The sequence below is a fragment of the Staphylococcus sp. EG-SA-10 genome (genome assembly GCF_017151945.1).
GTDB classification, from domain to species: domain Bacteria; phylum Bacillota; class Bacilli; order Staphylococcales; family Staphylococcaceae; genus Staphylococcus; species Staphylococcus aureus.
The window spans coordinates 20,806-46,232 of the sequence record NZ_JACVZJ010000005.1 but is presented as its reverse complement, the minus strand read 5'-3'; the positions used below and the strand labels follow the sequence as shown (position 1 = coordinate 46,232).

At 31.7% G+C, this 25,427-nt stretch carries 26 protein-coding genes; 11 read left to right on the top strand and 15 right to left on the bottom strand.

Going from position 1 to position 25,427, the window contains the following annotated elements; all coding sequences use genetic code 11:
- Positions 1–325: 325 nt before the first annotated feature.
- The 8 genes from queC to saeS all read left to right on the top strand — a co-directional run bounded on the left by queC (position 326) and on the right by saeS (position 6,066).
- A complete protein-coding gene (gene queC / locus IDG45_RS05865) occupies positions 326–994 on the top strand; it encodes a 7-cyano-7-deazaguanine synthase QueC (protein ID WP_000446721.1) in 669 nt (222 codons plus the stop codon).
- Between the two features lies 1 nt (position 995).
- On the top strand, positions 996–1,415 hold the full coding sequence (queD, locus tag IDG45_RS05860) for a 6-carboxytetrahydropterin synthase QueD (RefSeq protein ID WP_000941334.1): 420 nt from the start codon (positions 996–998) through the stop codon (positions 1,413–1,415).
- Positions 1,416–1,418: 3 nt separating this feature from the next.
- Entirely contained in the window at positions 1,419–2,132 is a 714-nt protein-coding gene (gene queE / locus IDG45_RS05855; RefSeq protein ID WP_001062968.1) for a 7-carboxy-7-deazaguanine synthase QueE, read from the top strand.
- Between the two features lie 98 nt (positions 2,133–2,230).
- Positions 2,231–2,815 carry a hypothetical protein gene (locus IDG45_RS05850; RefSeq protein WP_000637683.1) on the top strand — a complete coding sequence of 195 codons (585 nt, stop codon included), beginning with the start codon at positions 2,231–2,233 and terminating at the stop codon, positions 2,813–2,815.
- A 279-nt stretch (positions 2,816–3,094) separates the two neighbouring features.
- Entirely contained in the window at positions 3,095–3,535 is a 441-nt protein-coding gene (locus tag IDG45_RS05845; protein WP_001093557.1) for a DM13 domain-containing protein, read from the top strand.
- Positions 3,536–3,876: 341 nt separating this feature from the next.
- A complete protein-coding gene (locus tag IDG45_RS05840) occupies positions 3,877–4,350 on the top strand; it encodes a DoxX family membrane protein (RefSeq protein WP_001037811.1) in 474 nt (157 codons plus the stop codon).
- Entirely contained in the window at positions 4,325–5,011 is a 687-nt protein-coding gene (saeR, locus tag IDG45_RS05835) for a response regulator transcription factor SaeR (RefSeq protein ID WP_000149344.1), read from the top strand. Before IDG45_RS05840 ends, saeR begins: the two co-directional genes overlap by 26 nt.
- Positions 5,011–6,066 carry a two-component system sensor histidine kinase SaeS gene (gene saeS / locus IDG45_RS05830; protein ID WP_000244415.1) on the top strand — a complete coding sequence of 352 codons (1,056 nt, stop codon included), beginning with the start codon at positions 5,011–5,013 and terminating at the stop codon, positions 6,064–6,066. The genes saeR and saeS overlap by 1 nt, the downstream gene beginning before the upstream one ends.
- Positions 6,067–6,137: 71 nt before the next feature.
- On the opposite strand, the gene csbB is transcribed toward saeS, so the two are convergent.
- From csbB to norA, 10 genes are all read right to left on the bottom strand, one after another.
- Positions 6,138–7,121: a lipoteichoic acid-specific glycosylation protein CsbB gene (gene csbB, locus IDG45_RS05825; protein WP_000702776.1), complete on the bottom strand. Its 984-nt coding sequence runs from the start codon at positions 7,119–7,121 to the stop codon at positions 6,138–6,140.
- Positions 7,122–7,252: 131 nt separating this feature from the next.
- On the bottom strand, positions 7,253–8,092 hold the full coding sequence (locus IDG45_RS05820) for an aldo/keto reductase (RefSeq protein WP_000931246.1): 840 nt from the start codon (positions 8,090–8,092) through the stop codon (positions 7,253–7,255).
- Between the two features lie 220 nt (positions 8,093–8,312).
- Positions 8,313–9,662: a hemolysin family protein gene (locus tag IDG45_RS05815; RefSeq protein WP_000450258.1), complete on the bottom strand. Its 1,350-nt coding sequence runs from the start codon at positions 9,660–9,662 to the stop codon at positions 8,313–8,315.
- Between the two features lie 220 nt (positions 9,663–9,882).
- Complete coding sequence (gene nagA, locus IDG45_RS05810) at positions 9,883–11,064, bottom strand: N-acetylglucosamine-6-phosphate deacetylase (protein WP_001292258.1); 1,182 nt, start codon at positions 11,062–11,064, stop codon at positions 9,883–9,885.
- A gap of 307 nt (positions 11,065–11,371) precedes the next feature.
- A complete protein-coding gene (locus tag IDG45_RS05805; protein ID WP_001266560.1) occupies positions 11,372–13,336 on the bottom strand; it encodes a PTS fructose transporter subunit IIABC in 1,965 nt (654 codons plus the stop codon).
- A 5-nt stretch (positions 13,337–13,341) separates the two neighbouring features.
- Positions 13,342–14,262 (bottom strand): 1-phosphofructokinase, encoded by a 921-nt coding sequence (gene pfkB, locus IDG45_RS05800; RefSeq protein ID WP_000640750.1) that lies wholly within the window; start codon positions 14,260–14,262, stop codon positions 13,342–13,344.
- A complete protein-coding gene (locus IDG45_RS05795) occupies positions 14,259–15,023 on the bottom strand; it encodes a DeoR/GlpR family DNA-binding transcription regulator (protein ID WP_000972699.1) in 765 nt (254 codons plus the stop codon). The genes pfkB and IDG45_RS05795 overlap by 4 nt, the downstream gene beginning before the upstream one ends.
- A gap of 249 nt (positions 15,024–15,272) precedes the next feature.
- On the bottom strand, positions 15,273–15,755 hold the full coding sequence (gene ybaK, locus IDG45_RS05790) for a Cys-tRNA(Pro) deacylase (RefSeq protein WP_001107241.1): 483 nt from the start codon (positions 15,753–15,755) through the stop codon (positions 15,273–15,275).
- 173 nt (positions 15,756–15,928) lie between these two features.
- Positions 15,929–16,381: a hypothetical protein gene (locus IDG45_RS05785; protein WP_111063804.1), complete on the bottom strand. Its 453-nt coding sequence runs from the start codon at positions 16,379–16,381 to the stop codon at positions 15,929–15,931.
- A 292-nt stretch (positions 16,382–16,673) separates the two neighbouring features.
- The gene (norA, locus tag IDG45_RS05780; RefSeq protein WP_001041328.1) at positions 16,674–17,840 is read right to left on the bottom strand and encodes a multidrug efflux MFS transporter NorA; all 1,167 of its coding nucleotides are present in this window, start codon (positions 17,838–17,840) and stop codon (positions 16,674–16,676) included.
- 209 nt (positions 17,841–18,049) lie between these two features.
- Here norA and IDG45_RS05775 point away from each other — a divergent pair, with 209 nt between their 5' ends.
- From IDG45_RS05775 to IDG45_RS05765, 3 genes are all read left to right on the top strand, one after another.
- Complete coding sequence (locus IDG45_RS05775) at positions 18,050–18,472, top strand: PPC domain-containing DNA-binding protein (RefSeq protein ID WP_000776001.1); 423 nt, start codon at positions 18,050–18,052, stop codon at positions 18,470–18,472.
- 186 nt (positions 18,473–18,658) lie between these two features.
- Complete coding sequence (locus tag IDG45_RS05770) at positions 18,659–19,276, top strand: DUF1361 domain-containing protein (RefSeq protein WP_001088758.1); 618 nt, start codon at positions 18,659–18,661, stop codon at positions 19,274–19,276.
- A 20-nt stretch (positions 19,277–19,296) separates the two neighbouring features.
- On the top strand, positions 19,297–19,557 hold the full coding sequence (locus IDG45_RS05765; protein ID WP_115305746.1) for a hypothetical protein: 261 nt from the start codon (positions 19,297–19,299) through the stop codon (positions 19,555–19,557).
- 81 nt (positions 19,558–19,638) lie between these two features.
- Here the strand turns inward: IDG45_RS05765 and IDG45_RS05760 are convergent, their stop codons facing one another.
- The 5 genes from IDG45_RS05760 to IDG45_RS05740 form a co-directional block, all read right to left on the bottom strand.
- The gene (locus tag IDG45_RS05760; RefSeq protein WP_000952052.1) at positions 19,639–21,012 is read right to left on the bottom strand and encodes a cryptochrome/photolyase family protein; all 1,374 of its coding nucleotides are present in this window, start codon (positions 21,010–21,012) and stop codon (positions 19,639–19,641) included.
- Between the two features lie 222 nt (positions 21,013–21,234).
- Positions 21,235–22,788, bottom strand: a complete 1,554-nt coding sequence (locus IDG45_RS05755) for an SLC13 family permease (protein WP_001288098.1) — start codon at positions 22,786–22,788, stop codon at positions 21,235–21,237.
- Positions 22,789–23,069: 281 nt separating this feature from the next.
- The gene (locus tag IDG45_RS05750; RefSeq protein WP_000180420.1) at positions 23,070–23,357 is read right to left on the bottom strand and encodes a hypothetical protein; all 288 of its coding nucleotides are present in this window, start codon (positions 23,355–23,357) and stop codon (positions 23,070–23,072) included.
- Positions 23,358–23,391: 34 nt separating this feature from the next.
- Complete coding sequence (locus IDG45_RS05745) at positions 23,392–24,300, bottom strand: aldo/keto reductase (RefSeq protein ID WP_000435099.1); 909 nt, start codon at positions 24,298–24,300, stop codon at positions 23,392–23,394.
- A gap of 102 nt (positions 24,301–24,402) precedes the next feature.
- Positions 24,403–25,329 carry a CobW family GTP-binding protein gene (locus IDG45_RS05740; RefSeq protein ID WP_000794416.1) on the bottom strand — a complete coding sequence of 309 codons (927 nt, stop codon included), beginning with the start codon at positions 25,327–25,329 and terminating at the stop codon, positions 24,403–24,405.
- Between the last annotated feature and the right edge of the window lie 98 nt (positions 25,330–25,427).

Below are 25,427 nucleotides of genomic sequence, written 5' to 3'. Positions count from 1 at the left end.
TATTTTTATAATATGTATTGGATGTAGCTAAAACTTTAAAGGCATTGTCATTATCCTGACCTTGATTTTAACTAATATATGGTATATTCTATTCATCGTACATAAATGAATATCAGAGGTTCCTAGCTGAAACCCTCTATAAAAAACTAGACATTGAAATTTCAAACATTCGTTGGTAAACCTTTAATATATATTATAGGAGCAACCCATTTCTTTCGTCTATCTTTTATGGAGATAGGCTTTTTTTATTTTATAAATTAAAAACGGGCTTATCAATGCCATTAACCTCTTTATTAATATTATTAATGATAGGAGCAATTACAAAATGGAAAGTGTATTAAATAATGAAAAAGCCATCGTTGTCTTTAGTGGTGGTCAAGACAGTACAACATGTCTCTTTTATGCAAAAAAACATTTCAAAGAAGTTGAACTCGTAACGTTTAATTATGGACAAAGACATGATACTGAAATTGAAGTCGCAAAACAAATTGCACAAGATCAAGGAATAAAACATCACATTTTAGATATGTCATTATTATCACAACTTACTCCAAACGCATTAACACAACATGATATGGAAATTACTAATAATGAAGATGGTATACCTAATACATTTGTTCCAGCTAGAAATTTACTTTTCTTGTCGTTTGCAGGCGCTCTAGCTTATCAAATTGGGGCTAAGCATATTATTACAGGCGTATGTGAAACAGACTTTTCAGGCTACCCAGACTGTCGCGATAGTTTTATAAAATCAATGAACGTAACATTAAGCCTAGCTATGGACAAAGATTTTGTCATTCATACTCCTTTAATGTGGTTAAACAAAGCAGAAACGTGGAAATTAAGTGATGAACTCGAAGTTTTAGATTATATTCGTACAAAAACATTAACATGCTATAACGGCATCATTGGGGATGGCTGTGGTGAATGTCCAGCTTGTCATTTACGTCAACGTGGTCTAAATCAATATCTTGAAAGTAAAGGAGCGCTTTAAAATGTTACAACAAATCTATCCTAATACAACGCATCCATATCAATTCGAATTAAATAAAGATTTTAATTTTTCAGCTGCACATCACATTCCGTGTGAAGAAGCAGGTATTTGTCAAAATGTCCATGGTCATACTTACTTTGTTAATTTAACAATTGTCGGTGATAAACTAGATGACACTGGCTTTTTAGTGAACTTCAGCCATTTGAAAAAGATGATACACGGTAAATTTGACCATCAACTGTTAAATAACTTACCTGCTTTTAAAAACAAAATCCCTTCAACTGAAATCGTAGCGGAAACAATTTATCAAATTGTTAAAGAAAATTTGGCATCGCTCGAACACCAACCAAAATGTATTCAAGTATTTGTAAGAGAAACACCAACAAGTTATGTCGTATTTAGACCAAAGGAACAGGTGTAACTAATGGCTAAAATTCCTGTACTCGAAATATTCGGTCCAACCATTCAGGGTGAAGGTCGAGTAATCGGTAGAAAAACGATGTTTGTGAGAACAGCTGGATGTGATTATCGCTGTAGCTGGTGTGATTCTGCATTTACTTGGGATGGTAGTGCTAAAGGCGATATAAAACTCATGACCGCTGAAGAAATTTATGATGAATTAAAACGAATTGGTGGCGATTTATTTAACCACGTTACAATTTCTGGTGGTAACCCAGCATTAATTAAAGGTATCCAAGAGTTAGTTGACTTATTTCAAGATAAAGGTATTTTCAGCGCACTGGAGACACAAGGCAGTAAATTCCAACCTTGGATGACACAAATTGATGATTTAACGATTAGTCCAAAACCACCAAGTTCAACTATGACGCCTGATTTAAAAAAGTTAGATGAAGTGATTGCACAATGCGTACCTTCCTCATTAAACTTAAAAGTAGTTGTATTCGACGATAAAGATTATGATTTTGCCAAAATGATACACCACCGTTATCCAGATATTCCCTTCTATTTACAAGTTGGTAACCCATATTTATCAGACAGCGTAGATAATCATACCGAAAAGTTGTTAGAACGCTACGAGCAGTTGGTAGATTTAGTTATGCAAAGTAATGATATGAATCACGTTTATGTGTTACCACAACTTCACACATTACTTTGGAGTAATAAAAAAGGTGTATAAAGAATAACTTATTTTACTTTTTACAAGTCATATCTAATGAATAACAATATATTAATTGATATAATAGTTGATTGAAGTATAACGAACAGGAGTCCATCATGATTGTATATATATTAATTAATATTGCTATCGTCGTACTTATAACTGGATTCAATTTATATAGGCATCAAATGCAACATTTATCATTAAGTGCAATGTTGTTATCTATTACTATAAACGCCTTTATAAATACATTCATAATTGATAAATATAACTTTATTACTCTGTGTACTATAACGATGTTTATCATTTGGACGATACTACAGTTTTACATTGATAAAAAATTAAAACCTGTATACATTACAGACCAAAAATTTATTGCTATCATATTAACGATTGTTGTCAGTTTAACGCAACGTGTTACCGACTTTTCAAGTACACAATCAATATATATGTCTATTCCATTTTTAGCCCCTGCCATTTTCATCATTGGTGGTATTATGTTGTTTATTTCAACATTTAATAACTTAGATGAAACTGCTGAAAATAATAACAAAATAAAGAAACTAATGATTAAAGGACTTATCATTATTAACATTTCATTTATCGTTATGATGGTTTTAACACCATATTGGTACTTGTATTTAATCGTCTATCTTATTTTCTTGTTGTTTTTATTGTGGCAAAAGGTTTATAAATTTTAATATCAAAACTATAAAACACTTCTGATATTCTTAGTTCGATATATCAGAAGTGTTTTATAGTTATAACTAGTTTAGATAAATATTTTCTTACTTAAAAAACCGTCCTCCTCTTATTTTGACTCCTATTTATTTAAATCAGACAATTATTTTCATTTTCAAATTATTCTTTCTTCAATATTAGTTAAGCGATATTTAAACGAAGTTAAGAATTAGTTAATGGCATATTATTTGCCTTCATTTTAAACTTAACTTATCAAATTGAAGAAATGAGGAGTTAGCATGAATACAAAATATTTTTTAGCAGTTGGTGCTGTTGCCTCTGTATTAATTTTAGGCGCTTGTGGTAATTCTAATTCACAAGATCAAGGTAACAAAACTGAACAAAAAACAAAGTCAGAAGATAGCAATGTTAAAACTGATAAAACAAAACACCTAACTGGTACATTCAGTTCTAAAAACGGTGAAACTGTTGAAGGTAAAGCTGAGATTAAAAATGGTAAATTAATGCTTACTAACTACAAATCATCAAAAGGTCCAGATTTATACGTCTACCTAACAAAAAATGGCGACATTAAAAACGGTAAAGAAATCGCAATGGTTGACTACGATAAAGAAAAACAAACATTTGATCTTAAAAATGTAGATTTAAGCAAATATGATGAAGTAACAATCTATTGTAAAAAAGCTCACGTCATCTTCGGCGGCGCTAAATTAAAATAATCAATTTCTGAGTTAAACTTTTATTTACAACATACTATTACTATACATTACAAATTTTAAAAATATACATTACACTCATTACTCAATGGAAAGCGTATGATTTCACAGCCCCCCTAGCTTGTAGAAATCATACTTTCCTTTTTTCAATATATATACAACTATTAAATCCCATAAGATTGTAGAGCACATAAGTAAATTTTTTTAGAGCTTGAGGTTTGTTTAGCTTAAGCAACCCATGAGCTCAAACACTTCCTGTTCACATAACACTACAAATCACATTATGTTGCTTAATCTTATGTTTATATAAATTACACACAATAAATAGAAAGAATGTGAACATCATGAATAAATTATTGCTACTCGTTACATTTATCATTCGTGTGAGTTCAGGTATTGTTATGTTAATGCAAGGTTACGAAAAATTAACGGGCGGATTTACGCTGAAAGGTTTAGTACCAGTCATCGCTAACAATACTGATTCACCAGAGTGGTATAAGTGGTTTTTCGCAAATATAGTTGCACATACGACGTCATTATTTGATATTGTTGTCCCACTCGGAGAGATTGCAATTGGATTAGGTTTAATTTTTGGAGTTTTTGCATATGCTGCTAGTTTCTTTGGAGCCTTTGTTATGATAAATTATATCTTAGCAGATATGATATTTACGTATCCTCTTCAATTAACTTTCTTTATCCTTTTATTAATGAGTCACTCATTGTTAAAACAGATTTCACTTAAAGAAATCATTAATTACTTTAGAGGTCGTAAGAACAGAGGTGAAAAAATAGATGACCCACTTACTGATCGTGGATGATGAACAAGACATTGTAGACATTTGTCAAACCTATTTTGAATATGAAGGTTACAAAGTAACAACGACAACTAGCGGTAAAGAAGCAATTTCTTTACTATCAAATGATATTGATATCATGGTACTTGATATCATGATGCCAGAAGTTAATGGTTACGACATTGTCAAAGAAATGAAAAGGCAAAAATTAGATATCCCCTTTATCTATTTAACTGCCAAAACACAAGAACATGATACCATTTACGCCTTAACTTTAGGTGCAGATGACTATGTCAAAAAACCATTTAGTCCAAGGGAACTCGTTTTACGTATTAATAATTTACTTACAAGAATGAAGAAATACCATCATCAACCAGTTGAACAACTGTCATTTGATGAATTAACACTTATTAACTTAAGTAAAGTTGTGACTGTAAATGGTCATGAAGTCCCTATGCGTATTAAGGAATTTGAGTTATTGTGGTATTTAGCTTCTAGAGAAAATGAAGTTATTTCTAAATCAGAATTACTTGAAAAAGTTTGGGGATATGACTATTACGAAGATGCTAATACCGTGAATGTCCATATACACCGTATTAGAGAAAAATTAGAAAAAGAGAGCTTTACAACATATACCATCACAACTGTATGGGGATTAGGATATAAATTTGAAAGGAGCCGATAATGGTGTTATCAATTAGAAGTCAAATCATTATTGGCGTCGTATCGAGTATACTATTAACTTCAACTATTTTAGCAATTGCATATATTTTAATGTGGTTTAACGGCCATATGACACTAACTTTGACCTTAACGACAATAATTACAAGCTGTTTAACCTTATTAATATGTAGTATTTTTATTAATCCACTTATACAAAAAATTAAGCAGTTTAATATAAAAACTAAGCAATTTGCTAACGGAAATTACGCAAGCAATGATAAAACGTTTAATTCACCAAAAGAAATTTATGAATTAAATCAATCTTTTAATAAAATGGCTTCTGAAATTACGCAACAAATGAATCAAATTAAATCCGAACAACAAGAAAAAACAGAACTGATTCAAAACTTAGCCCATGATTTAAAAACACCTTTAGCAAGCATTATTTCATATTCTGAAGGACTACGTGATGGTATAATCACAAAGGATCATGAGATTAAAGAGTCATACGACATATTAATTAAACAAGCAAACAGATTATCAACATTATTTGATGATATGACTCATATTATCACTTTAAATACAGGTAAAACATATCCCCCAGAATTAATACAACTAGACCAATTACTTGTATCAATATTGCAACCATATGAGCAACGTATCAAACATGAAAACCGCACATTAGAAGTGAATTTCTGTAGCGAAATTGATGCATTTTATCAATATCGAACGCCACTTGAGCGTATTTTAACAAACTTACTTGATAATGCGCTAAAATTTTCAAATGTTGGTAGTCGCATTGATATTAATATTAGTGAAAATAAAGATCAAGATACTATCGACATTGCTATTAGCGATGAAGGTATTGGCATTATACCAGAACTACAAGAACGTATATTCGAACGAACATTCAGAGTAGAAAACTCTCGTAATACAAAAACGGGTGGTTCTGGATTAGGCTTATATATAGCTAATGAACTCGCGCAACAAAATAACGCAAAAATCAGTGTAAGCAGTGATATAGATGTAGGAACTACGATGACTGTAACATTACACAAATTAGACATTACGTCATAATCCGATTTATTTATAAAATAAAATGCAAAGACTAAAAAGAAGCTCTCATTAATGAGGGCTTCTTTTATTGTTTATTTAGAATAAACTTTATGGGTATCCTTCTCATCATTTTCAATACTTGAAAGATTTGTAGCTTGAATAATATATTTAGGACGTGCCTTAACTTCATAATATATCCTGCCAATATATTCACCTACAACACCAATTGAAATTAACTGTATGCCGCCTAATAATAAAATAGCTGCAATCGTTGAAAAATATCCTGGAATATTAACACCAGAAATCATAATATTGATGAATAAATAGATAATATATAACACACTTATTGAAAAAATAAATAAGCCAAGATATATCATCATTCTCAAAGGTTTACTATTAAAGGAAATCAATCCATCAATACCATAATTAAATAACTTTTTAAAGGACCACTTAGATTCTCCTTTTTGTCTCGCAACATTTTGATACGTAAACACTTTAGTATTATATCCTATCCATTCAAATAGCCCTTTTGAAAATCGATTATATTCTTCAAGTGATGCAATGGATTTAACAGCTCTTTGGCTTAAAAGTCTAAAATCACCAACACCATCATCAAATTGTACTTCTTCTACAAAGCAATTAACTAACTTATAGTACAAATGGCTTAATGTTTTGCGACTAAAATTTTCACCACTTCTATCACGCTTTGCAATCACTTGATCATAGCCTTCCATAAAACCTTCAACCATTTTCGGAATATATTCAGGTGGATGTTGCAAATCACAATCTATCATGATGACTGCATCAAATTCAGTACTATGCTGGTAACCTGCAATCATAGCTGCTTCTTTTCCAAAATTTCTGCTAAAAGAAATAAAGCTGACATGTCTATCTATTGTGGCAAGATGTTGCATTTCATCTATAGTGGTATCCGTACTACCATCATCTATGAAAAGCATATTATAATCATAGCCTTTCACACTACTATCTTGTGAAAGTATTTCAGTTAATTGTTGATGTGTTTGTGTAATGACTTCCCCTTCATTAAAACAAGGAATGACGACTCTAATTTTCATCTATGTCCATCCTTTTTATTTAAAAGATTTTGAATGTACCTGAGTATTGTTTTATCAAATAGTAAAAACCAACTCATTTATTTTAATGTACACATTAAAAGGCATTCATAAACGTAAAATTTAACATCCAGTTATTTTAAATCCCCAATTTTCACATCATCTGGATTTTTACCTTGTCTTGCATTTCTATTTAAAGCATCAATTTCAGCTACTTCTGTTAATTCTAAATTAAAATCTAAAATATCTATATTTTCTTGAATGCGTTTAGGTGTCTGAGATTTTGGAATAATAATTCTATTGTGTGCTAAATGCCAACGCAATACAACTTGTGCTGGTGTTTTATGATATTTTTCAGCAATTTTAACAATGACAGGGTCGTCTAGTAGTCCTCTATTTCTCATCAAAGGCATCCATGCAGTCACTTTAATATCGTGACGATCACAAAATTCTTGTAATTCTTGTTGGTTAAAATATGGATGTACCTCAATTTGATTCACCATTGGTTTGATACTTGATTGAGCCATTAATTTTTCTAGATGATGAACATTAAAATTACATACACCTATTGCTTTTACCTTACCTTGCTCGTAAAGTTCTTCCATAGCTTTATATGTTTCTAAAAATAGACCATCTGCTTCACAAGGCCAATGTATTAGAAATAAATCAAGATAATCAGTTTGTAAATTTTCAATCGATTTGTTGAAATATTCGAATGTTTTCTCATAACCTTGATAGTCATTCCATAACTTCGTTGTTATAAACAAATCTTCTCTATCGACGCCATTATCCTTTAATGCTCGTCCTAGTGAAGCCTCATTATCATAAAAGTATGCTGTATCAAACGCTCTATAGCCTGCGTCAATTGCAACATTTACAACTTTAGTCATATCTTCGTCAGAGATTTTATAAACACCTAACCCAACTGAAGGCATCGGGTATCCATTATTTAATATTTGTATCTCATTCAACATCTTTATATCTCTCCAATCTATGTATCTTTTATATCTTTACATTACCCTAAATTTTTCAACAAACTCAATTAATACGAATTATCGCTTTCAATAAAAAATATTCATTAAATCATTAAAGATATTGAGTTCCAATACTATTTTCACTTTTCATTAATTTTAGTCAAAAAATAACCAACCAAAAATGAATTAAATCATTCTTAGTTGGTTTATATATTAATATCTATTCTGATTTTTCATCTTCATCAGACTGTCCGATAGTAGGTCTCGCTTCATTAAATTCATAGTTTAACATCACCCAAATAATTTGGTGGTTATCGATTTCTGAAACAACCCAGCGATCATAAGTTGTATCCACGTAATCATCTTTTTGTAAGTTAGTATTACGAGATTGTAACCATCCACCTATCGTATCAATATCCTCAGAATCATCAAATTCTATACCGAACTCTTCAGTTAAATCATCCAATAGTACTCTACCATTTACTTGGAATGTCTTATTATCAATTTTAACGATATCATTCACTTCATCATCATCAAATTCATCACGAATTTCCCCAACGATTTCTTCTAAAATATCTTCCATCGTTAAAATACCTGCCGTTCCACCATATTCATCTATAATAAGACTCATATGTACATGTTCACGTTGCATTCTAATTAATGCATCACTTATACGTGTTGTCTCTGAAATCATTGGCAACTCATGTATATAGTTTGCTATTTTAATCGTTTTTCCAGAAGCATATTCAGTTAAAAATTCTTTGACGTTAATAAATCCTTTAATGTGGTCTTTATCACCATCATCAGTAATTGGATAACGCGTAAATTGATGTTCTTTTATTGTTTCTAGTAATTCGTCTACATTAAAAGGTTCATTTAGTGTAATCATTTGAGTTCTAGGTACCATTATATCTTTTGCATGTCTTTCATCGAATGAAAAGATATTTTGCATATATGCCAATTCAGTTTGGTTGATTTCTCCACCATTATAACTATTGTTAATAATAATTTTGATTTCTTCTTCTGACATTGCATCGGTTTGGGCATCAGGATTTACACCAAACATTCTAATAATAACACGTGCAGAACCATTCATCAGCCAAATCAATGGTTTCATAATGTTACCGAAATAGAACAATGGTCTTGCATATACTAAAGCAAGCTTTTCAGTATGTTGAATCGCTATAGATTTAGGCGCTAATTCACCAAGTACTACATGCAAATACGTAACGATTATAAATGATACTGCAAACGAAATCGTCGTTGTTAATGCAGTTGGTAAATTGATTGCTTCAAATATCGGGTGTAATAGCTTTTCAAACGTTGGTTCACCAAGCCAACCTAACCCTAAAGATGTTACTGTTATACCTAACTGACAAGCAGAAAGATAATAATCTAGATTAGCAATCATCTTTTTTACTATTTTAGCTGGTTTATTTCCTTCATCTGCTAGCTGTTCAATTCTTGTTGCTCTAATTTTTACTAATGCAAATTCTGAACCAACAAATACTGTGGTTAATGCAATTAATAGAATAAATATAATCAAACTAATTATGGTCGAAGTTTCCAATTAATTCCCTATTTCTAGGGATTCACCTCCATGTTATATGTGTCACTCATGGGTAACACGCATTCAAATTTATCACTATGACTTAAATTACAACTACATGTTATCGCTTTCCCATTTAGACACCCCCAGAAAAAAATGTTATTGCTTCTATTTTATCATAATATAAAGTGCTTATGTTAACAGATTAAATCTATTGCATACATTTAATTATGATTATCTATTAGCTAAATGTGTGAACCTTACCTTGTTTTATTGTAGATTTTACATTCATGTCATCATCTAGAATAACAAGATCTGCATCCTTATTTACTTTAATACTACCTTTTCTATCATCGATACCTAATGCAATGGCTTGATTTAAACTTGTTACACGCCATAAATGATCTAATGTATCACCTGTAAATGATATTAAGTTACGTAACCCATGATTCATTTTTAAAATACTACCAGCAAGCGCACCATTTGCAAGACGTGCTTGTTGCGATTGAACAGTTACTTTTTGACCACCCAAATCATATTCTCCTTCAGGCATACCTTTTGCACGCATTGCATCGGTAATTAAATAAAAACGTTCATTACCTTTCATACGGTAAGCAATTGCAACCGATGCCGGATGAGAATGTGTGCCATCAACAATCATTTCGGTATGTAAAGCATCATTCAACCATGCTGCTCCAAAAACACCTGGTTCTCTATGTTGGAATGGCGTCGCTGCATTATATAAGTGCGTGACATGTTTAGCTCCTCGCTCAACAGCTTCAACTGCTTCTTCGTATGTTGCCACTGTATGACCAATTGAAAAAATAATGTCATCTTTATACGTTTCAAGCGCTTCTTTTGCACCTTCAACTTCAGGTGCAAACGTCATAATCTTTATTAGTCCGTTAGCAGTCTCTTGAAAATGTTTAATTTTATCGATAAATGGGCGTACAACGTATTGCGGATGTTGAGCACCAACTTTATTTTCAGATATAAATGGCCCTTCCAAATGTATACCTACAATTTTCGCTGCATTGTGAACATCTTGCTCCACTTCATATTTAGCAATATTTATAAGTGCTTTATCTATTTTATCAGTCGATTGCGTCATTGTAGTGGCCAAGTATGATGTCGTCCCTTCAGACAACAAATTTTCGGATAGATATTTTAAGCCATCGTATGACCCATCCATTGCATCCTGTCCATAACCACCATGAATATGTATATCGATAAAACCTGGCACTACATGATGACCTTTTGCATCAATCACTTGAATTTTATTTGTCGTATCATTATCAATCGCTGCTTTATCATTTACTTCTCCAATTGCAACAATCTGTCCATCTTTCACATGAATGTAACCATTATCGATTTTGCCATCTTCAGTATAAACTTTGCCGTTATATATAATTAATTCTGACACGTATAAACCCTTCTTTATTTATAAATTTTCACTTTAAGACACTCATATTTTACTATATCTGCTTCGTTTGGCATAACTTTTTGCAAAATATTAAAAAAGTCTATACATTTGTGGTGTTTATTTCTTCATTCATTTATCTAAAAATAAAAACACCTTCATATCAATTCATAAAAACTGAATTAATAGAAAGTGTTTTTATAACTTTGTAAAAGCTATCGTTAACACGATATATAAAACTAACATATATTCATTGAACTTACAACTTAATATGAAGCTCTTTGCTAACAATCATTTTAAATCATTAAAACTACTCGTCCATTGATTTTGAAGCTTCGATTTCTGTTTCAGTTAACTTTGGTTTAATAAGTCCATAAATTAATGCTGAAACTAATGTACCTACTACAAGTGCAATAAGTGTTTGTAGTAAATGTGCACCATCCGTACCAACAATTACGATAATACCACCGTGTGGCGCAGTAATTCGAGAACCTAAACCTAAAGCGATTGCGCCACCTATACCTGATCCAATCATCATTGAAGGAATAACACGTAATGGATCGGCAGCTGCAAATGGAATCGCACCTTCTGTAATAAACGACATACCCATCACATAGTTAGGGATAATTGAACCACGTTGTTCTTTTGTAAATTTACGTCTGAAAATTAACATCGCTGTCGCAATTGCTAACGGTGGAATCATACCACCAATCATTGCAGCTGTAATTGGTGCTGCATTCCCTTCAATCAACGCACCTGTTGCAAAAACATATGCCGCTTTGTTGAATGGACCACCCATATCAATCGCCATCATAGCGCCAATAACTAAACCTAATAATACAATATTAGAACCTGATAAATTGTTTAATCCATCTAATAACAAATGATTTAACCAAGATGCTGGTGGATTAAAGACATAAATCATCAATAAGCCTGTAGCTGTCACTGTTAATAGTGGATAAATTAATGTCGGCTTTAATCCCTCTAATGCTTGTGGTAATTTACGTGTCATGGCTTTAACACCTTGTGTTAAGTAACCTGCTAAGAAACCTGCAATAATACCACCAATAAATCCTGAACCACCTGAAATTGCTAACATACCACCTACAAGACCTGAAGCGAATCCAGGTTTATCCGCAATACTACGTGCAATGAATCCAGATAAAATTGGAATGATTAACGCGAATGCACTTTTACTACCGATATTCCAAAGTTGTTCTGCAAACGCGTTATAATCTGAACTTTTCGGATCAAATGAGTTTGCACCAAATAAAAACACGATTGCCATTAAAATACCACCAGATATTACAAGTGGTAGCATGTTAGAAACACCGTTCATTAAGTGTTTATAGAATGCTTTACCTGGACTTAATTTTTCTTGACTGTCATTTGAGTTACCTTTTCTTTGACCATCACGGGCAACAAAAGGTTTACGACTTGTATCTAATGCTTTATTAATTAATTCTTCTGGACGTTTAATGCCATCTGCTACTGGTACTTCTACGACATTTTTACCATCGAAGCGATCCGTCTCAACATGAACATCAGCAGCAACAATGATACCTGTTGCATTTTTAATATCTTGTTCCGTTAAATGGTTTTTAATACCACTTGAACCGTTCGTTTCAACTTTAATTTTAATGCCCATTTTATCTGCTTGCTTTTTCAATGCATCACGTGCCATATATGTGTGTGCAATACCTGTTGGACAAGCAGTTACAGCTAATACATATGGCTCGTTCGATCCATTAGTGTCTTGATTTGCTTCTACAGCAGCAACTTGTTGTGCTTCAGCTTCTGCCTCTTCTTCTTTTGTCGCTTCATCATCAGCATGATCAATAATTGCTAACACTTCTTCTGGAGACGATGCATGTAATAATTTTTCACGTACATTTTCATCCATTAAAATACCAGATAGTTTAGCTAAAGCATCTAAATGTGTTTGGGCACCACCTTCTGGCGCTGCAATCATAAAGAATAAATGAGCTGGTTGCATATCTAAACTTTGGTAATCTACACCTTCTTTAGATTTACCGAATGCGATAGCTGGAGACTTAACTGCGGCTACTTTCGCATGTGGAATAGCAATACCTTCGCCGATACCAGTTGTACTTTGTGATTCTCGATTGTGAATCGCTTCTTTAAATGACGCTACATCACTTAATTTACCTGCTTTGTCTAATTGATTTACTAACTCATCAATAACACCATTTTTGTCATTTGCCATTAAATCCATTGCTATTGTATCTTTTGTTAATAACTCTGTTACTCTCATTATTTTCACTCCCCATCAAGTACGCTAATCGTAACTTGTGATTTTATTTTTTCTATAGCGTCCCGTGTTGCTAAGTCCTCATCAAATGCCGTGGCAGTACCGCATGCGACTGCTTGTTGGAATGCTTTTTCAATCGTTAAACCTGAAGCAATTCCAGCCACCATGCCTGCAACTGTACTATCACCAGAGCCAACTGTATTAACCACTTTCCCTTGTGGATTAACTGCTTTAATACTGATTTCTTTATCAATATAAATAGCACCATCACCGCCAAGTGAGACAATAACAGATTGCGCACCTTTATCAACTAACAAACGACCATATTTAATAACATCTGCGTCTGAGTTCACTGTTGTATTAAACATCACTTCTAATTCATCTTTATTAGGTTTAATAAATAGTGGACGATATGGTAAAACGCTTTCAGCCAATTCTTTTTCAGCGTCGACTACTAATTTAGCACCTGTCTGTGCTGTAATTTGTGCAATTTGCGCATACGCATCACTTGGAATACTACTTGGTACACTTCCAGCAACAATAACTATATCATCGCTTGTTGTATTTTTAATTTGTTGTAACAGTTGTTCAAATTGTGTTGACGTTATATGAGGACCCGGTGCATTGATTTCTGTTTCTTGTCCTGTTTTTAATTTCACATTAATACGTGTATCTTCATCAACTTCAATAAAATTCGATTGAATTGCACTGTTATTTAATGTATCTACAATGAATTTCCCAGGAAATCCACCTGCAAATCCCAAAGCAGTTGACTCAACTTCCAATGTCTTTAAAACACGTGAGACATTAATACCTTTTCCCCCAGCAAATTTATATGTTGCTGTTGCTCTGTTCAAACCATCAATTTTAAAATCATTCGTAAAAATGACATAGTCAATTGAAGGGTTGAAAGTCACTGTATAAATCATAAAGTCCCTCCTATAAAGTGATACTTTTGTTGGTATTCTTTTAACGATTCTTGATTTAATGCTTTTTCAGATGTGATGATTGTCGTACTTTCTAGCAAAGGTACACGAGCAAAATATACTTTATTAAACTTAGAATGATCTATAAGTACAAATGATTGATTGGCTAATGACATTGCTGTTTGTTTAACTAATGCCTCTTGCTCATCGGGAGTAGTTAATCCAAGTTCAATATCTAATCCATTCATCCCGATAAAAGCTTTATCGAAACAATATCGTCTTAATATCTCCATGGCACTTGAACCAATCGTAGCAAGTGTATTTTCTTTAACTTGACCACCTAGCATAATTGTTTTAATACCTTTTTTAAGTAAAGCTTCTACATGTGTTAAACCATTGGTTACCACAATGATATCTTTCGCTTGAATATATTTAATTAGCTCCAATGTAGATGAACCAGCATCGATAAATAAGCATTCATTATCGTTGATTTGATTAGCTGCTATTTTAGCAATCATTTTCTTTTCATCGAGATTAGTTGCTAATTTTTCAGTTAAATTCGCCTCAACCATACGATTTTCTTTTAACATTGCACCACCATGCACACGTTGCAATTTCCCTAATTGTTGTAGTTTAGATAAATCTCTTCGTATTGTTGAAGCACTGCAGCCAGTTCGATCTATTAATTCTTGTAAAGTCAAAAAATCTTTGTGCGAAAGTTCTTCTAATATTAACTCGTGTCTTTTTTCTGTAATTATCATCATCACCCCATCTCACTCTGTATTATAATGAGTACGCTTTCACTTTTCAATCATAAATTACCAAAAACAATCACAAACAATCAAATTGTGACGATAAAATTACATTTTTATGTTCAAATACTCAATTATCATGACTGTTTATGATCGTAAAATGCTATTTCAATCAAAAAGGAGTGTAGCAGAAATGAATTTTATAAAAATTTCATCTCTGTCACACTCCTAATCTTGCCCCATACTTTTTGTTGTTATTAATCATTCATGGATAACTGCTCCAATTTTGCCTTTAGTTATTGTAATCAAATCCTCAACAGCTATCGTGATTTGCATTGTTCGAAGCCCACCACTCACACTGATATGACTATAATTTTCACAGGATTTGTCAACGACTGTTGGAAACAATGTTTTCATACCAACAGGTGAACACCCACCACGAATGTATCCCGTTACATTTTTTAAATTATCTAAAGGCATAAGTTGCAATTTCTTCTCTCCAACCAAAGCAGCTGCCTTTTTCATATCTAAAGTTTCACTTACTGGGATAACAAATACAAAATGTTCATGTTTTGTATTTTCTAGAACAAGTGTTTTAAATACTGTTTTAACATTTGCTTGTATGAGTTCTGCAACTTCTTGACCAGATAAATGTTCTTCTGGTACCTCAAAGCTATGAACTTCGTATTTAATTTTTGCACGATCAAGCATACGCATCGCGTTCGTTTTCTTATTTTTAGCCATTTCAACACCTCATTTATACTTCTTCAGAACTATATTAACATTTTAAAATACATTACGGATTGGTTGATTTTGACATTACATTTACATCATTTTATAAGTTGATTTCACCTTTTTAAATTAAAATATTGCAAAATAAAAACAGTATATCCAATTAGAATACACTGTTCCATCTATTATTTCGTTATTATGCCTTGATTTGAAATACTTACATGTTGCTTACTAGTTGAATTATCATTGGAATAAACATAATTATATCCATGATTTGTCTTAGAAATTCTTTCTAAACCATAATTATCATTGATATGCTTATCTGCATAACGATCAGCAATAACTTGGCACTCTTGTTCGTTAAAAGAATTTGATTTATTTGCATTCACACGATGCTTAAAATGATTTTGCTTTTTCACATTTTCATTCACTTCAGATGCTTTAGCAGTATGAATATTGAGAATATCCATTTTCTTTTTATAAGTATCTTCAGTTGATACATTTATCGCGTTAAACGTATTAATCGTTTTATGTACCTTAGCAAGCGCATCTTCATTTGTTGCTAATATTAATAAACCAATTAAACAAACAGTTAATATTACAGCAACAAAGCCTAAAAATAAATTTTTTACTGTCATCCCCTTACCCACATTTCCTTACTCATTTTTTATCATCTTAACACATTAACGTTAATGAATTAGGTATGTGGATTGCAATTTAAAAAGAATGTAATATTTGTAACATGTTTATTACTCAAAATCATTTTTTGTTACATATAACATTTAAATATAAAGAGTAAAACATTTAATCAATCGAATCTTTTTAAATGTAAAGCATCGACTTTTCTTAATAAAATTCATAAGAAAAACGATGCTAATTATTCATAATATTACGGTTTACTTTATATCAATATACACCAAAATACTTATGCTACATATCTTGTTCTTTCAATTTAGCTCTATGTTGCTTTTCAATTAAAACAATAATAACACCTGCTAATGAAACACCTATAGCCATATAAATTGGTGCTTCAATGTGTACATCAAATAACGCACCTGCGATTAAAGGACCTATGAAATTACCCATACTAGTGAATGTCGAGTTCAATCCGCCTGCAAAGCCTTGCCTTTCTCCAGCAATATTAGAAAAATAATTTGTAATGGCTGGTCGTATCATATCGAAACCTATGAAGACAACAAAACTGATTAACATTATTGACCAATAGCCATTAGCAAAAACTAATAATATTAAGACAACAACTGAATATAATAATGACCAAGCTATAAATGTTAACTCTGAGAAATACTTCATAAATTTATCGAAGAAATAGATTTGGAAAAGTGCCCCAAATATACCGCCACCTGTAATAGCAATCGAAATATCTTTAGGTGAATAATTTACCTTGTCAGCTGTATATAGTGAATACAATGTTTCAAATGCAGATAAACCAAACGATAATACAAGTGTTAGAATAACTGGTGTAATAAACACTTTCCAGTTAATTTTCGTTAGCAATTGTGGCTCCAACTTTTGGAATCCATTTGTCGAAACTTTTTTAGGGTCGTGAATCAATGCAATTGACATTATAAATGCTAGAATACCTAATGCACCTGCAAAATAAAATGGCATACGATGTGAAACTTCTGCCATAAATCCACCAATCCCTGGTCCTAAAATGAATCCTGAATTGATAATCGCTGACATGTAGCCAAAGTTTTTTGCTTTTTGATGGCTTGGTGAAATATCAGCTATTAAACCTGTCACCCCAGGCATAACCATACCAGCACTCATACCACCGATAACCCTTGATAACATCAAAATTAAAAAATTCTGACCGATAGCAAACATAAATTCTGACACTGAAAACAAAATTAATCCTATACATATAATTAATTTCTTTCCTAATTTATCAGCTAACGTACCACCGAATGGCGATATAATCATTTGAGATAAGGCGAAAGCAGCAACTAATAATCCTAAATCACTACCAGTTAACCCCAAATCTTTTAAATAAACAGGTAAGACTGGTATCACTAGACCGATACCTAAAAATATTAAGAAAATATTAAAATATAAAACCAAAATCTGTTTATTCATTTGCTCACCTCTTTTTTCTACTTGTCACTCTTAAAGCTGTTATTTTTCTTTTCCACGACAGATTGCAATTCATGCTAAATATTCGTAAAAAGTTTCTATATTGTATTACAATATTGCTACAATTGACAATATTTTTTTCTTTGTAATTATCACTATTTTCCATTTAATTGTATAATTAATGACATATTAAAATAAAGGGGATTGATCATATGAAATTGCAAAAAAGTAATCATACTATACTACTAGTGTTAGAAAAAGGAGAAGATATCATTGAATGTATAACAAACTTTGCAGATGACCAAGACTTAACATTTACATCTGTCAGCGGCATTGGTGCATGTGATGACGTCATTTTAAAATTTTTCAATTTAAATACGAAACAATATGAAGAGACACATATAACTGAACCGCTTGAATTGACTAGCTTATTAGGCAATATTTCTCGTCTAGATAATGGACATTTTGCACATTTACATGCAACATTTGGTACGCAATCATATGAAACTTTTAGCGGACATTTATCAAAAGCTATTGTTTCTGCTACAGCTGAAATTGTGCTTACCGTTACAGATATGGATATTCAACGTACATTCAATGATTCAGTTGGTTTAAATTTACTTGATCCACAATAACACATTACTTTTTAGTTGAAACACATCAACTCAAACGTTATCATAAGTGTTTAATTATAAATGCATTCGCACTTTGGTTTAGACATTTCTATAGTAAATAAACCTTTAAATAAAATTTTGGATGTAATTATAATTACCACATTAATATGAATAACTTTTTTCATTAGAAAGTAGTGTATATCATTTATGAATTCACGATACATCGCTAGAATTTACTTTTTAGTATTATTTATTGCGTCACTATTTGAGAATAAAATATATCAATTTATGACATTAAATTTATTTTTAGCATATATACCTTTTGAGCTAAGCCTACTTTTGCGTTTATTTAGACCCAATAAAAAATATGAATGGCCGCTCTTCGTCATATATAGCTTTATATTTGTATTACTTTTACCTAACACATTTTATATGGTAACTGATTTAATTCATCTAAACCAATTTCAATTTAACTTTTATGCAGGGCTTAACTTATTTGAATGGAAGTACTTTACTTATTTACTGTTAGGTGTCTTTTTAGCAATTTATGTAATGATTTTAATCTATTTTGAAATTTTAACGCTTACTTCGCATCCATGGCTTAATAGAATAATTGTTGTAATTCTTATGTTTTTAAATGGCTTCGGCATTTACATCGGACGTTTCTTACGCTTACATTCCGTATACTTCTTTAATGAACCTATACGCGTCTTAAATCACATTCTAAAAAGTTTAACAATCGACACAGCAATATTTGTATGCTTTATGGTTATGATGCAAGCAGCTATTTTATTATTTGGAAAAGGAGTTAGATTGAAAAAGTGACTTTAGATATAACCGTTTTTATGATATCAATCATCGTTCTTCAAATGATTATTGGACACCTATGGCATGATATTGGTTTAAGTTACACAAGAAGTATTCTACTGATGTTATTTCCGCTAGGTATAGGCGTTTTTGTTCAACAAATGATTTATTTCGAACGACAATATCCTAAATGGGATGTTCCTCAACATATAAAAATAAGACTAAAGTATATTTATATCATTACATTTTTGGAATATGTCTTGCTATATTTCACTATGTTTACTGACATATTCCGATAGAACAATTTAAACAAGCTAACTATGGCAAAACATGTCTTAGTTAGCTTGTTTTATTTTAGTTGAACCATCAAATCAGATCAATTAGTCTAATGCTTTAAATGTCGCTAAAACTTGAGATCTCTTTTCTTGATGATCCACTATTTGTTTTGGATAATGACGACCTAACTCAATCCCTTGTTTAAATAATTCAGATTCATTTCGATGTGTGTCATGTAAATACTTTGCATCAATTTGATTTAAAACTGGAAGATATGTTTTGATATATAATGCTTTAGGATCAAAGCGTTCACTCTGCCTAATTGGATTAAACATTCTAAAATACGGCACCGCATCCGTACCAGTAGATGCAGACCATTGCCAACCATGAACATTTGATGCTGCATCATAATCTATAAGATACTTTCTGAAGAAATCCTCTCCCCATGTCCAATTTATAAATAAATCTTTTGTTAAAAATTGAGACACAACCATTCTCATACGATTATGCATAAAACCTGTTTGTCTCAATTCCATCATTGCTGCATCAATTATTGGAAATCCCGTTTGACCATCACACCAAGCTTTAAAATCCGCTTCATTTTCAGACCAATTAATATGACGATATTTCGGTTTAAAAGATTGATGTGCAGACTCCGGATATTGTGTCATTAAAACATAATAAAACTCTCTAAAAATGAGCTCCCGAATAAACGCTTCATAGTTTGACTCATCTTCTTCATATCGTGATAACAAATCATTGAAAATTTCAATAATATCTAATAAGCCATATGCTAAGGCAATGCTTAATTGACTTGTTAATATTTCTGGTAAATATTCTCTGCCATTTTCATAATTCTGTATATCATGTTCTAAAAATTGTTGCCATTTTTCTTGTTCATGCGCTTGTGATGAACCAGCATCTATTTGGACATCTTTTAAATTATTAGGAGATGCAATTACAATGTCAATTAACTCATTTAAGTCGTAATGATATACATCTCTAATTCTCAAGTAAGGTCGCCATTTTTTATAAAAACTTGTAAACACTTTGTATGGTTCACCTTGTTTATTCATCGTTTTACTCGCTTTAAAATAATGATTACCACGTACTAATGTAACGGTAATTTCTGCTTGATCAAATTGAGAACGTTGATGTAAAATATCGTATTCTTCAAGATGATAACTCATAATATCACCCGCAATCACTACTTCAGGGATATTGTTTTCTTTACAAAATGAAATGATATCGTCATAAGACATGACATAAGGTGTGAGCTTTTCTGCGTGCAACGATTGGTAAAAGCGTTGCAAAGTACCACGATAATATTGTGCTTTCAAATCAGATGCTGTACTCATATCCTCTTCTGCAATAATGAAATAACAAGCATCAATATCATCTTTTTGTTGATATATATATTCAAATAACGGATTATGTTCTGTTCGAAACATACGATTTAATAACACAGCTATTGCCATAAATTAACCACCTATATTTTATCTTTATTAATAACATAACCTTTCAGTGGGAATGGGACAACGATAAAGAAATACTTTTTCTTTAGAAATTAGTATTTCTTATGCATGAGTTTTACTCATGTATTCCTATTTTTAAGTACATATTAGCTGTGGCTAATGTGTAAGAACCACTACATAATAAATCATAGGTGGTTCTTTATCATTTCTGTTACTCTCCCTCTTTTAAAGCAAACCTAACCATTTCCAATAAGTCATACTAAAAACTATCACTAGAATATACCCTACAATTGTCAATGGTATACCTGCTTTCAAGAAATCTTTAACTGTAAAAGTACCAGTGCCATAAGCCAACATATTTTGAGGTGCACTAACAGGTAATAAGAAACCAAAACTAATAACAAATTGTTGAATTAAAACAAATCCTATAGACTGGTCTCCTAAGTGTAACGTAGAGGTTAGCGAAATAAAAACAGGTATTAACGCTGATGATAAACTTGTTGCACTCGCAAAGCCCAAATGAATCAATATATTAAAAAGCGTGATAAGTGCAATTGTCGCGATAATAGGTAAATGTTTTAAACCTAAAACACCAAAAGTTTGATCACTTAACCATTGAGCTGCACCTGTTTTCAAAAGAACGTTACCTAGCGAAATACCTACACCAAACACGATAATTGTTCCCCATGGTATTTTATTTTCAACATGTTTCCATGTCATGACACCAATTTTCGGCATTAACATAACACCTAAAGCAATAATAGTAATGGATGCAGAGTCAATCGGATGTAATACTTTTTCAGTTGACCAGAACAGTAATAATAACATCGATATAACAATTAAACGCCATTCACGTGCGCTAACGGGGCCAAGTTTATGCAATTCTTCTTTTATTAAATCTTTGCCACCCTCTATTGTATTAATTTCGGGAGGCATCACTTTAATCATGATGAAATATAGAGATATAGACATAACTATGGACCAAGGAGCTGCATATAAAAACCACTCGCCCCATGAAACATCAAATCCTAATTGATGGTTTATAAAATTAATCGCTACGATATTTTGTGCTGCCGCCGTTTTGATACCAATATTCCAAATTGACACAGCTTGTACTGAAGTAATTATTAATAATGACGCTAACTTGCTATCTTTAGAAACTTTAAATGCTGCAATCATACCCAGCAAGATTGGTACAACTGCCCCTGCTCTAGCTGTTGCAGAAGGAACGAAAAATGCAAGTACAATTGAAACAATAATTGCTCCAATAACTATATTTCTAGTTTTATTACCAACAATTGATAGCACTATAAGAGCTAGTCTTTTATGTAAATTCGTTTCTTGCATAGCAGCAGCCAAAAATAATGCGGCTGCAACGAGAGCTACAGCTGATGTTGCAAATCCACTAAACGCTAATGATAATGCATGATTTGTTCCTAGAGGATCACTTCCAGTTAAAACAGCACTACCACCTTTCGGGTTACCCAGCTTTTCTCCTAAATTTTGAACCGGGCTAAATCCTAAAAGTAATATCATTAAGCCAATAATTAAAGTTGCTGATACCGGATATGATACAGCTTCCGTTACCCACATAATAACTGCAAAAGCTAAAATAGCTAGTACTGCCTTAGCCATTATTGGCAGACTTGAAGGTGCCGGGAGTAATAGTACAACTATAAGTATTATAAAACTCATAACAATCCAAAATGGCTTGTATTGCTTTTTTGTCTTTTCTTTCTTTTGTTGTTCATGTTTAACTACCTTTTTTTCTTCTGACATAACAGTCACCCCTTTGTTTAATCTTAATTTAATTATAACAATTTTTTAAAACATACATTTTTAATTTATGCAAAATACACAATTTTATCGAAATATTTTGTAAATAATATTGCTAGGTGATGAGTTATCTCGGTTAATTACAAAAAGATATCTAAGTTTAAATATTAGAACATAAAAAACTATCTACTGAATATCCTCATAGCATCATTTTTCTAAGCAAAAGTTAAACTTAGTTAGATAAAATGCAAATGAGATTATTGTAGATAGTCTCTTTTTAATATTTAAAAATGATTAATGCCATAAACATAAATAATTCCAAAGAATGCCGCGCCACTAAGTACTGTTAATATAAGACTTAGTAACAATGTGCGTTTATAATGTTTAATAAATGCTATGAACAAAATAACTACATTATACGCAAAGAAAAGTCCGAATAATGTCATTGTTATTTTCAAATCAGAATAGAAAATATTTAATAGTAATACAATGACTGCATAAATTACATACGGAATAACTATAAATTTGCGTTCAAATCTTAATTGTTCGAAACGTTTATCTTCGTTTGTCATGATATGCTCCTTTATGATTTAAAAGTAAATAAGTTTACGGAATATCTTGTCCGATAATAGCGGTGTAAATGTCAAACCACGACTGATCATCTAAATTAAGTTGCAGCCCTTCGATTGCTTGATCAATACGCTTTAACTGACTTGTTCCAAGTATCGGCATGATACGATGCGGTATTTTTACTAACCATGCTATCATCACAGCTGTGTCACTCACACCATATTTGTCAGCTATTGATTGAATAACTTTCATAATACGTTGCGCTTTAATATCTTCCTTGTCGAAAATTTTACCGCCTGCAAAAGGACTCCAAGCCATGATTTGAACATGGTTTTGATACATTGAATCCATTGTTCCATCTTGTAAACTATCAACGTGATATGGCGATAATTCTAATTGATTGATGCTAATATGTAGTCTTTCTTTCTTTATATATTGATTTAACAATTGGTATTGAGAATGATTAAAATTCGACACCCCGAATGACTTCAACTTACCTTGTTTAACAAGTTTAGTTAATGCATCAGCAACTTGTTCTGGATCCATCAATGGTGAAGGACGATGAATGAGTAGACTATCTAAATAATCTACATTCAAATTGATTAATGACTGTTCAACAGATTTCACGATGTGCTTACTACTCAAATCATAACGATGTCCATTTGTAAAATCAAATTGCTTAGAAGGCAAAATGATACCACATTTCGTAACAATTTGAATTTTATTTCTTAATTCGGGTGATAAATCCAAAGCATTACCAAACAGTGATTCACATTGATAATCCCCATAAATATCAGCATGATCCATCGTTGTAATCCCACGTTCAACTAATTCGTTTATAAAATAATTTAACTCTTTCGCAGTCATCTTCCATTCATTTGCACGCCAAAAACCTTGTACAAGCCTAGAAAAATGAACATAGTGATTAATCATTATTTGTTCCATATCTCATCCACTCCATCCCTCAATGTCACAAAATATTCACAATAAAAGTATTAAGAAATTAATGTGCTATTTCCGTTAAATTGAAACAACACATTTTCTAATTTACGTAAATTGTAGCATATCCAATTGATTACGTATGTGATTTGTATCTAAAGTTTCACCAATAATAACAATCGTTAATGGTAATTGCATGCCAATTATTCCATAGTCTGGTAAACCATATGCATATTGAAATTCATAAATTGCATTTGGTTGATCTCTAAATGATACATAACCTTTCAAACGTAGAACAGATTCCGGTAATTTCATTATAAATTGATAAAACAATTGACGATCAATCGGACCTGTAAATGTGTAAGTCATACTTTTAATCCCATGATGATGGTGATGATGAGACGATATCTCTCTGTCTTTACCAGGTAAGTCCAATTCTTCCAACGAAACTTGTCCATAGGTTGTTTTATAAGTTGGAATACTTGCACAAATCATACTTAATTGTTTATCAATTTTCTCAAGACTGTCATCAGTTACAAGATCAATTTTATTAATAATAATCATGTCACTTAGTTTCAACTGATCTTCCATCAGCGAAACTGTATTTTCAGTATATTGATGACGTTCCAAAAATCGAGTCGCATCTAATACACCATAAATAATTGGCTTTTCAAAGAAATTAACGATTTGCGGATCTTGACATGCAACTAGTAATTCTAAAGGATGCGCAATGCCTGTCGCTTCTATGATGACATGATTAACGTCCCCTTTTAAAGCAATGGCTTTTAGTTCATAGACAAGTTCTTGTTTAAGATCGCAACAAACACAACCATTAATCAATGAATGGACTTCAATTTCATTTGAAATACTATTGCTATCAATATCAAAAGTACCGAATTCATTCATGATGATTTTAATTTTCTCATCATTTTTTAATAATTCACTAATATAATGTGTCAGTAACGTGGTTTTACCACTACCCAAAAATCCGTTAATTATGGATATTCTTATTTTTTCATCTTTATTATTTTTCATTTTATATTCTCTTTTCTATTACAGTTATTTTTAAAAATGATAACATATATATTAAATTATCTTTTTGCTTGATTTAATCAAAAATATCTTCTAAACTT

Bases quoted from the DNA above. Each gene is read 5' to 3' on its own strand.
- queE (WP_001062968.1), top strand. From the start codon at position 1,419: ATGGCTAAAATTCCTGTACTCGAAATATTCGGTCCAACCATTCAGGGT.
- IDG45_RS05795 (WP_000972699.1), bottom strand. From the start codon at position 15,023: ATGATGATAATTACAGAAAAAAGACACGAGTTAATATTAGAAGAACTT.
- IDG45_RS05765 (WP_115305746.1), top strand. From the start codon at position 19,297: ATGATATCAATCATCGTTCTTCAAATGATTATTGGACACCTATGGCAT.
- IDG45_RS05775 (WP_000776001.1), top strand. From the start codon at position 18,050: ATGAAATTGCAAAAAAGTAATCATACTATACTACTAGTGTTAGAAAAA.
- IDG45_RS05770 (WP_001088758.1), top strand. From the start codon at position 18,659: ATGAATTCACGATACATCGCTAGAATTTACTTTTTAGTATTATTTATT.
- IDG45_RS05850 (WP_000637683.1), top strand. From the start codon at position 2,231: ATGATTGTATATATATTAATTAATATTGCTATCGTCGTACTTATAACT.
- ybaK (WP_001107241.1), bottom strand. From the start codon at position 15,755: ATGGCTAAAAATAAGAAAACGAACGCGATGCGTATGCTTGATCGTGCA.
- IDG45_RS05785 (WP_111063804.1), bottom strand. From the start codon at position 16,381: ATGACAGTAAAAAATTTATTTTTAGGCTTTGTTGCTGTAATATTAACT.
- IDG45_RS05755 (WP_001288098.1), bottom strand. From the start codon at position 22,788: ATGTCAGAAGAAAAAAAGGTAGTTAAACATGAACAACAAAAGAAAGAA.
- pfkB (WP_000640750.1), bottom strand. From the start codon at position 14,262: ATGATTTATACAGTGACTTTCAACCCTTCAATTGACTATGTCATTTTT.
- IDG45_RS05845 (WP_001093557.1), top strand. From the start codon at position 3,095: ATGAATACAAAATATTTTTTAGCAGTTGGTGCTGTTGCCTCTGTATTA.
- saeR (WP_000149344.1), top strand. From the start codon at position 4,325: ATGACCCACTTACTGATCGTGGATGATGAACAAGACATTGTAGACATT.
- IDG45_RS05805 (WP_001266560.1), bottom strand. From the start codon at position 13,336: ATGAGAGTAACAGAGTTATTAACAAAAGATACAATAGCAATGGATTTA.
- IDG45_RS05760 (WP_000952052.1), bottom strand. From the start codon at position 21,012: ATGGCAATAGCTGTGTTATTAAATCGTATGTTTCGAACAGAACATAAT.
- IDG45_RS05820 (WP_000931246.1), bottom strand. From the start codon at position 8,092: ATGTTGAATGAGATACAAATATTAAATAATGGATACCCGATGCCTTCA.
- queC (WP_000446721.1), top strand. From the start codon at position 326: ATGGAAAGTGTATTAAATAATGAAAAAGCCATCGTTGTCTTTAGTGGT.
- queD (WP_000941334.1), top strand. From the start codon at position 996: ATGTTACAACAAATCTATCCTAATACAACGCATCCATATCAATTCGAA.
- IDG45_RS05745 (WP_000435099.1), bottom strand. From the start codon at position 24,300: ATGGAACAAATAATGATTAATCACTATGTTCATTTTTCTAGGCTTGTA.
- IDG45_RS05740 (WP_000794416.1), bottom strand. From the start codon at position 25,329: ATGAAAAATAATAAAGATGAAAAAATAAGAATATCCATAATTAACGGA.
- norA (WP_001041328.1), bottom strand. From the start codon at position 17,840: ATGAATAAACAGATTTTGGTTTTATATTTTAATATTTTCTTAATATTT.
- csbB (WP_000702776.1), bottom strand. From the start codon at position 7,121: ATGAAAATTAGAGTCGTCATTCCTTGTTTTAATGAAGGGGAAGTCATT.
- IDG45_RS05840 (WP_001037811.1), top strand. From the start codon at position 3,877: ATGAATAAATTATTGCTACTCGTTACATTTATCATTCGTGTGAGTTCA.
- saeS (WP_000244415.1), top strand. From the start codon at position 5,011: ATGGTGTTATCAATTAGAAGTCAAATCATTATTGGCGTCGTATCGAGT.
- IDG45_RS05750 (WP_000180420.1), bottom strand. From the start codon at position 23,357: ATGACAAACGAAGATAAACGTTTCGAACAATTAAGATTTGAACGCAAA.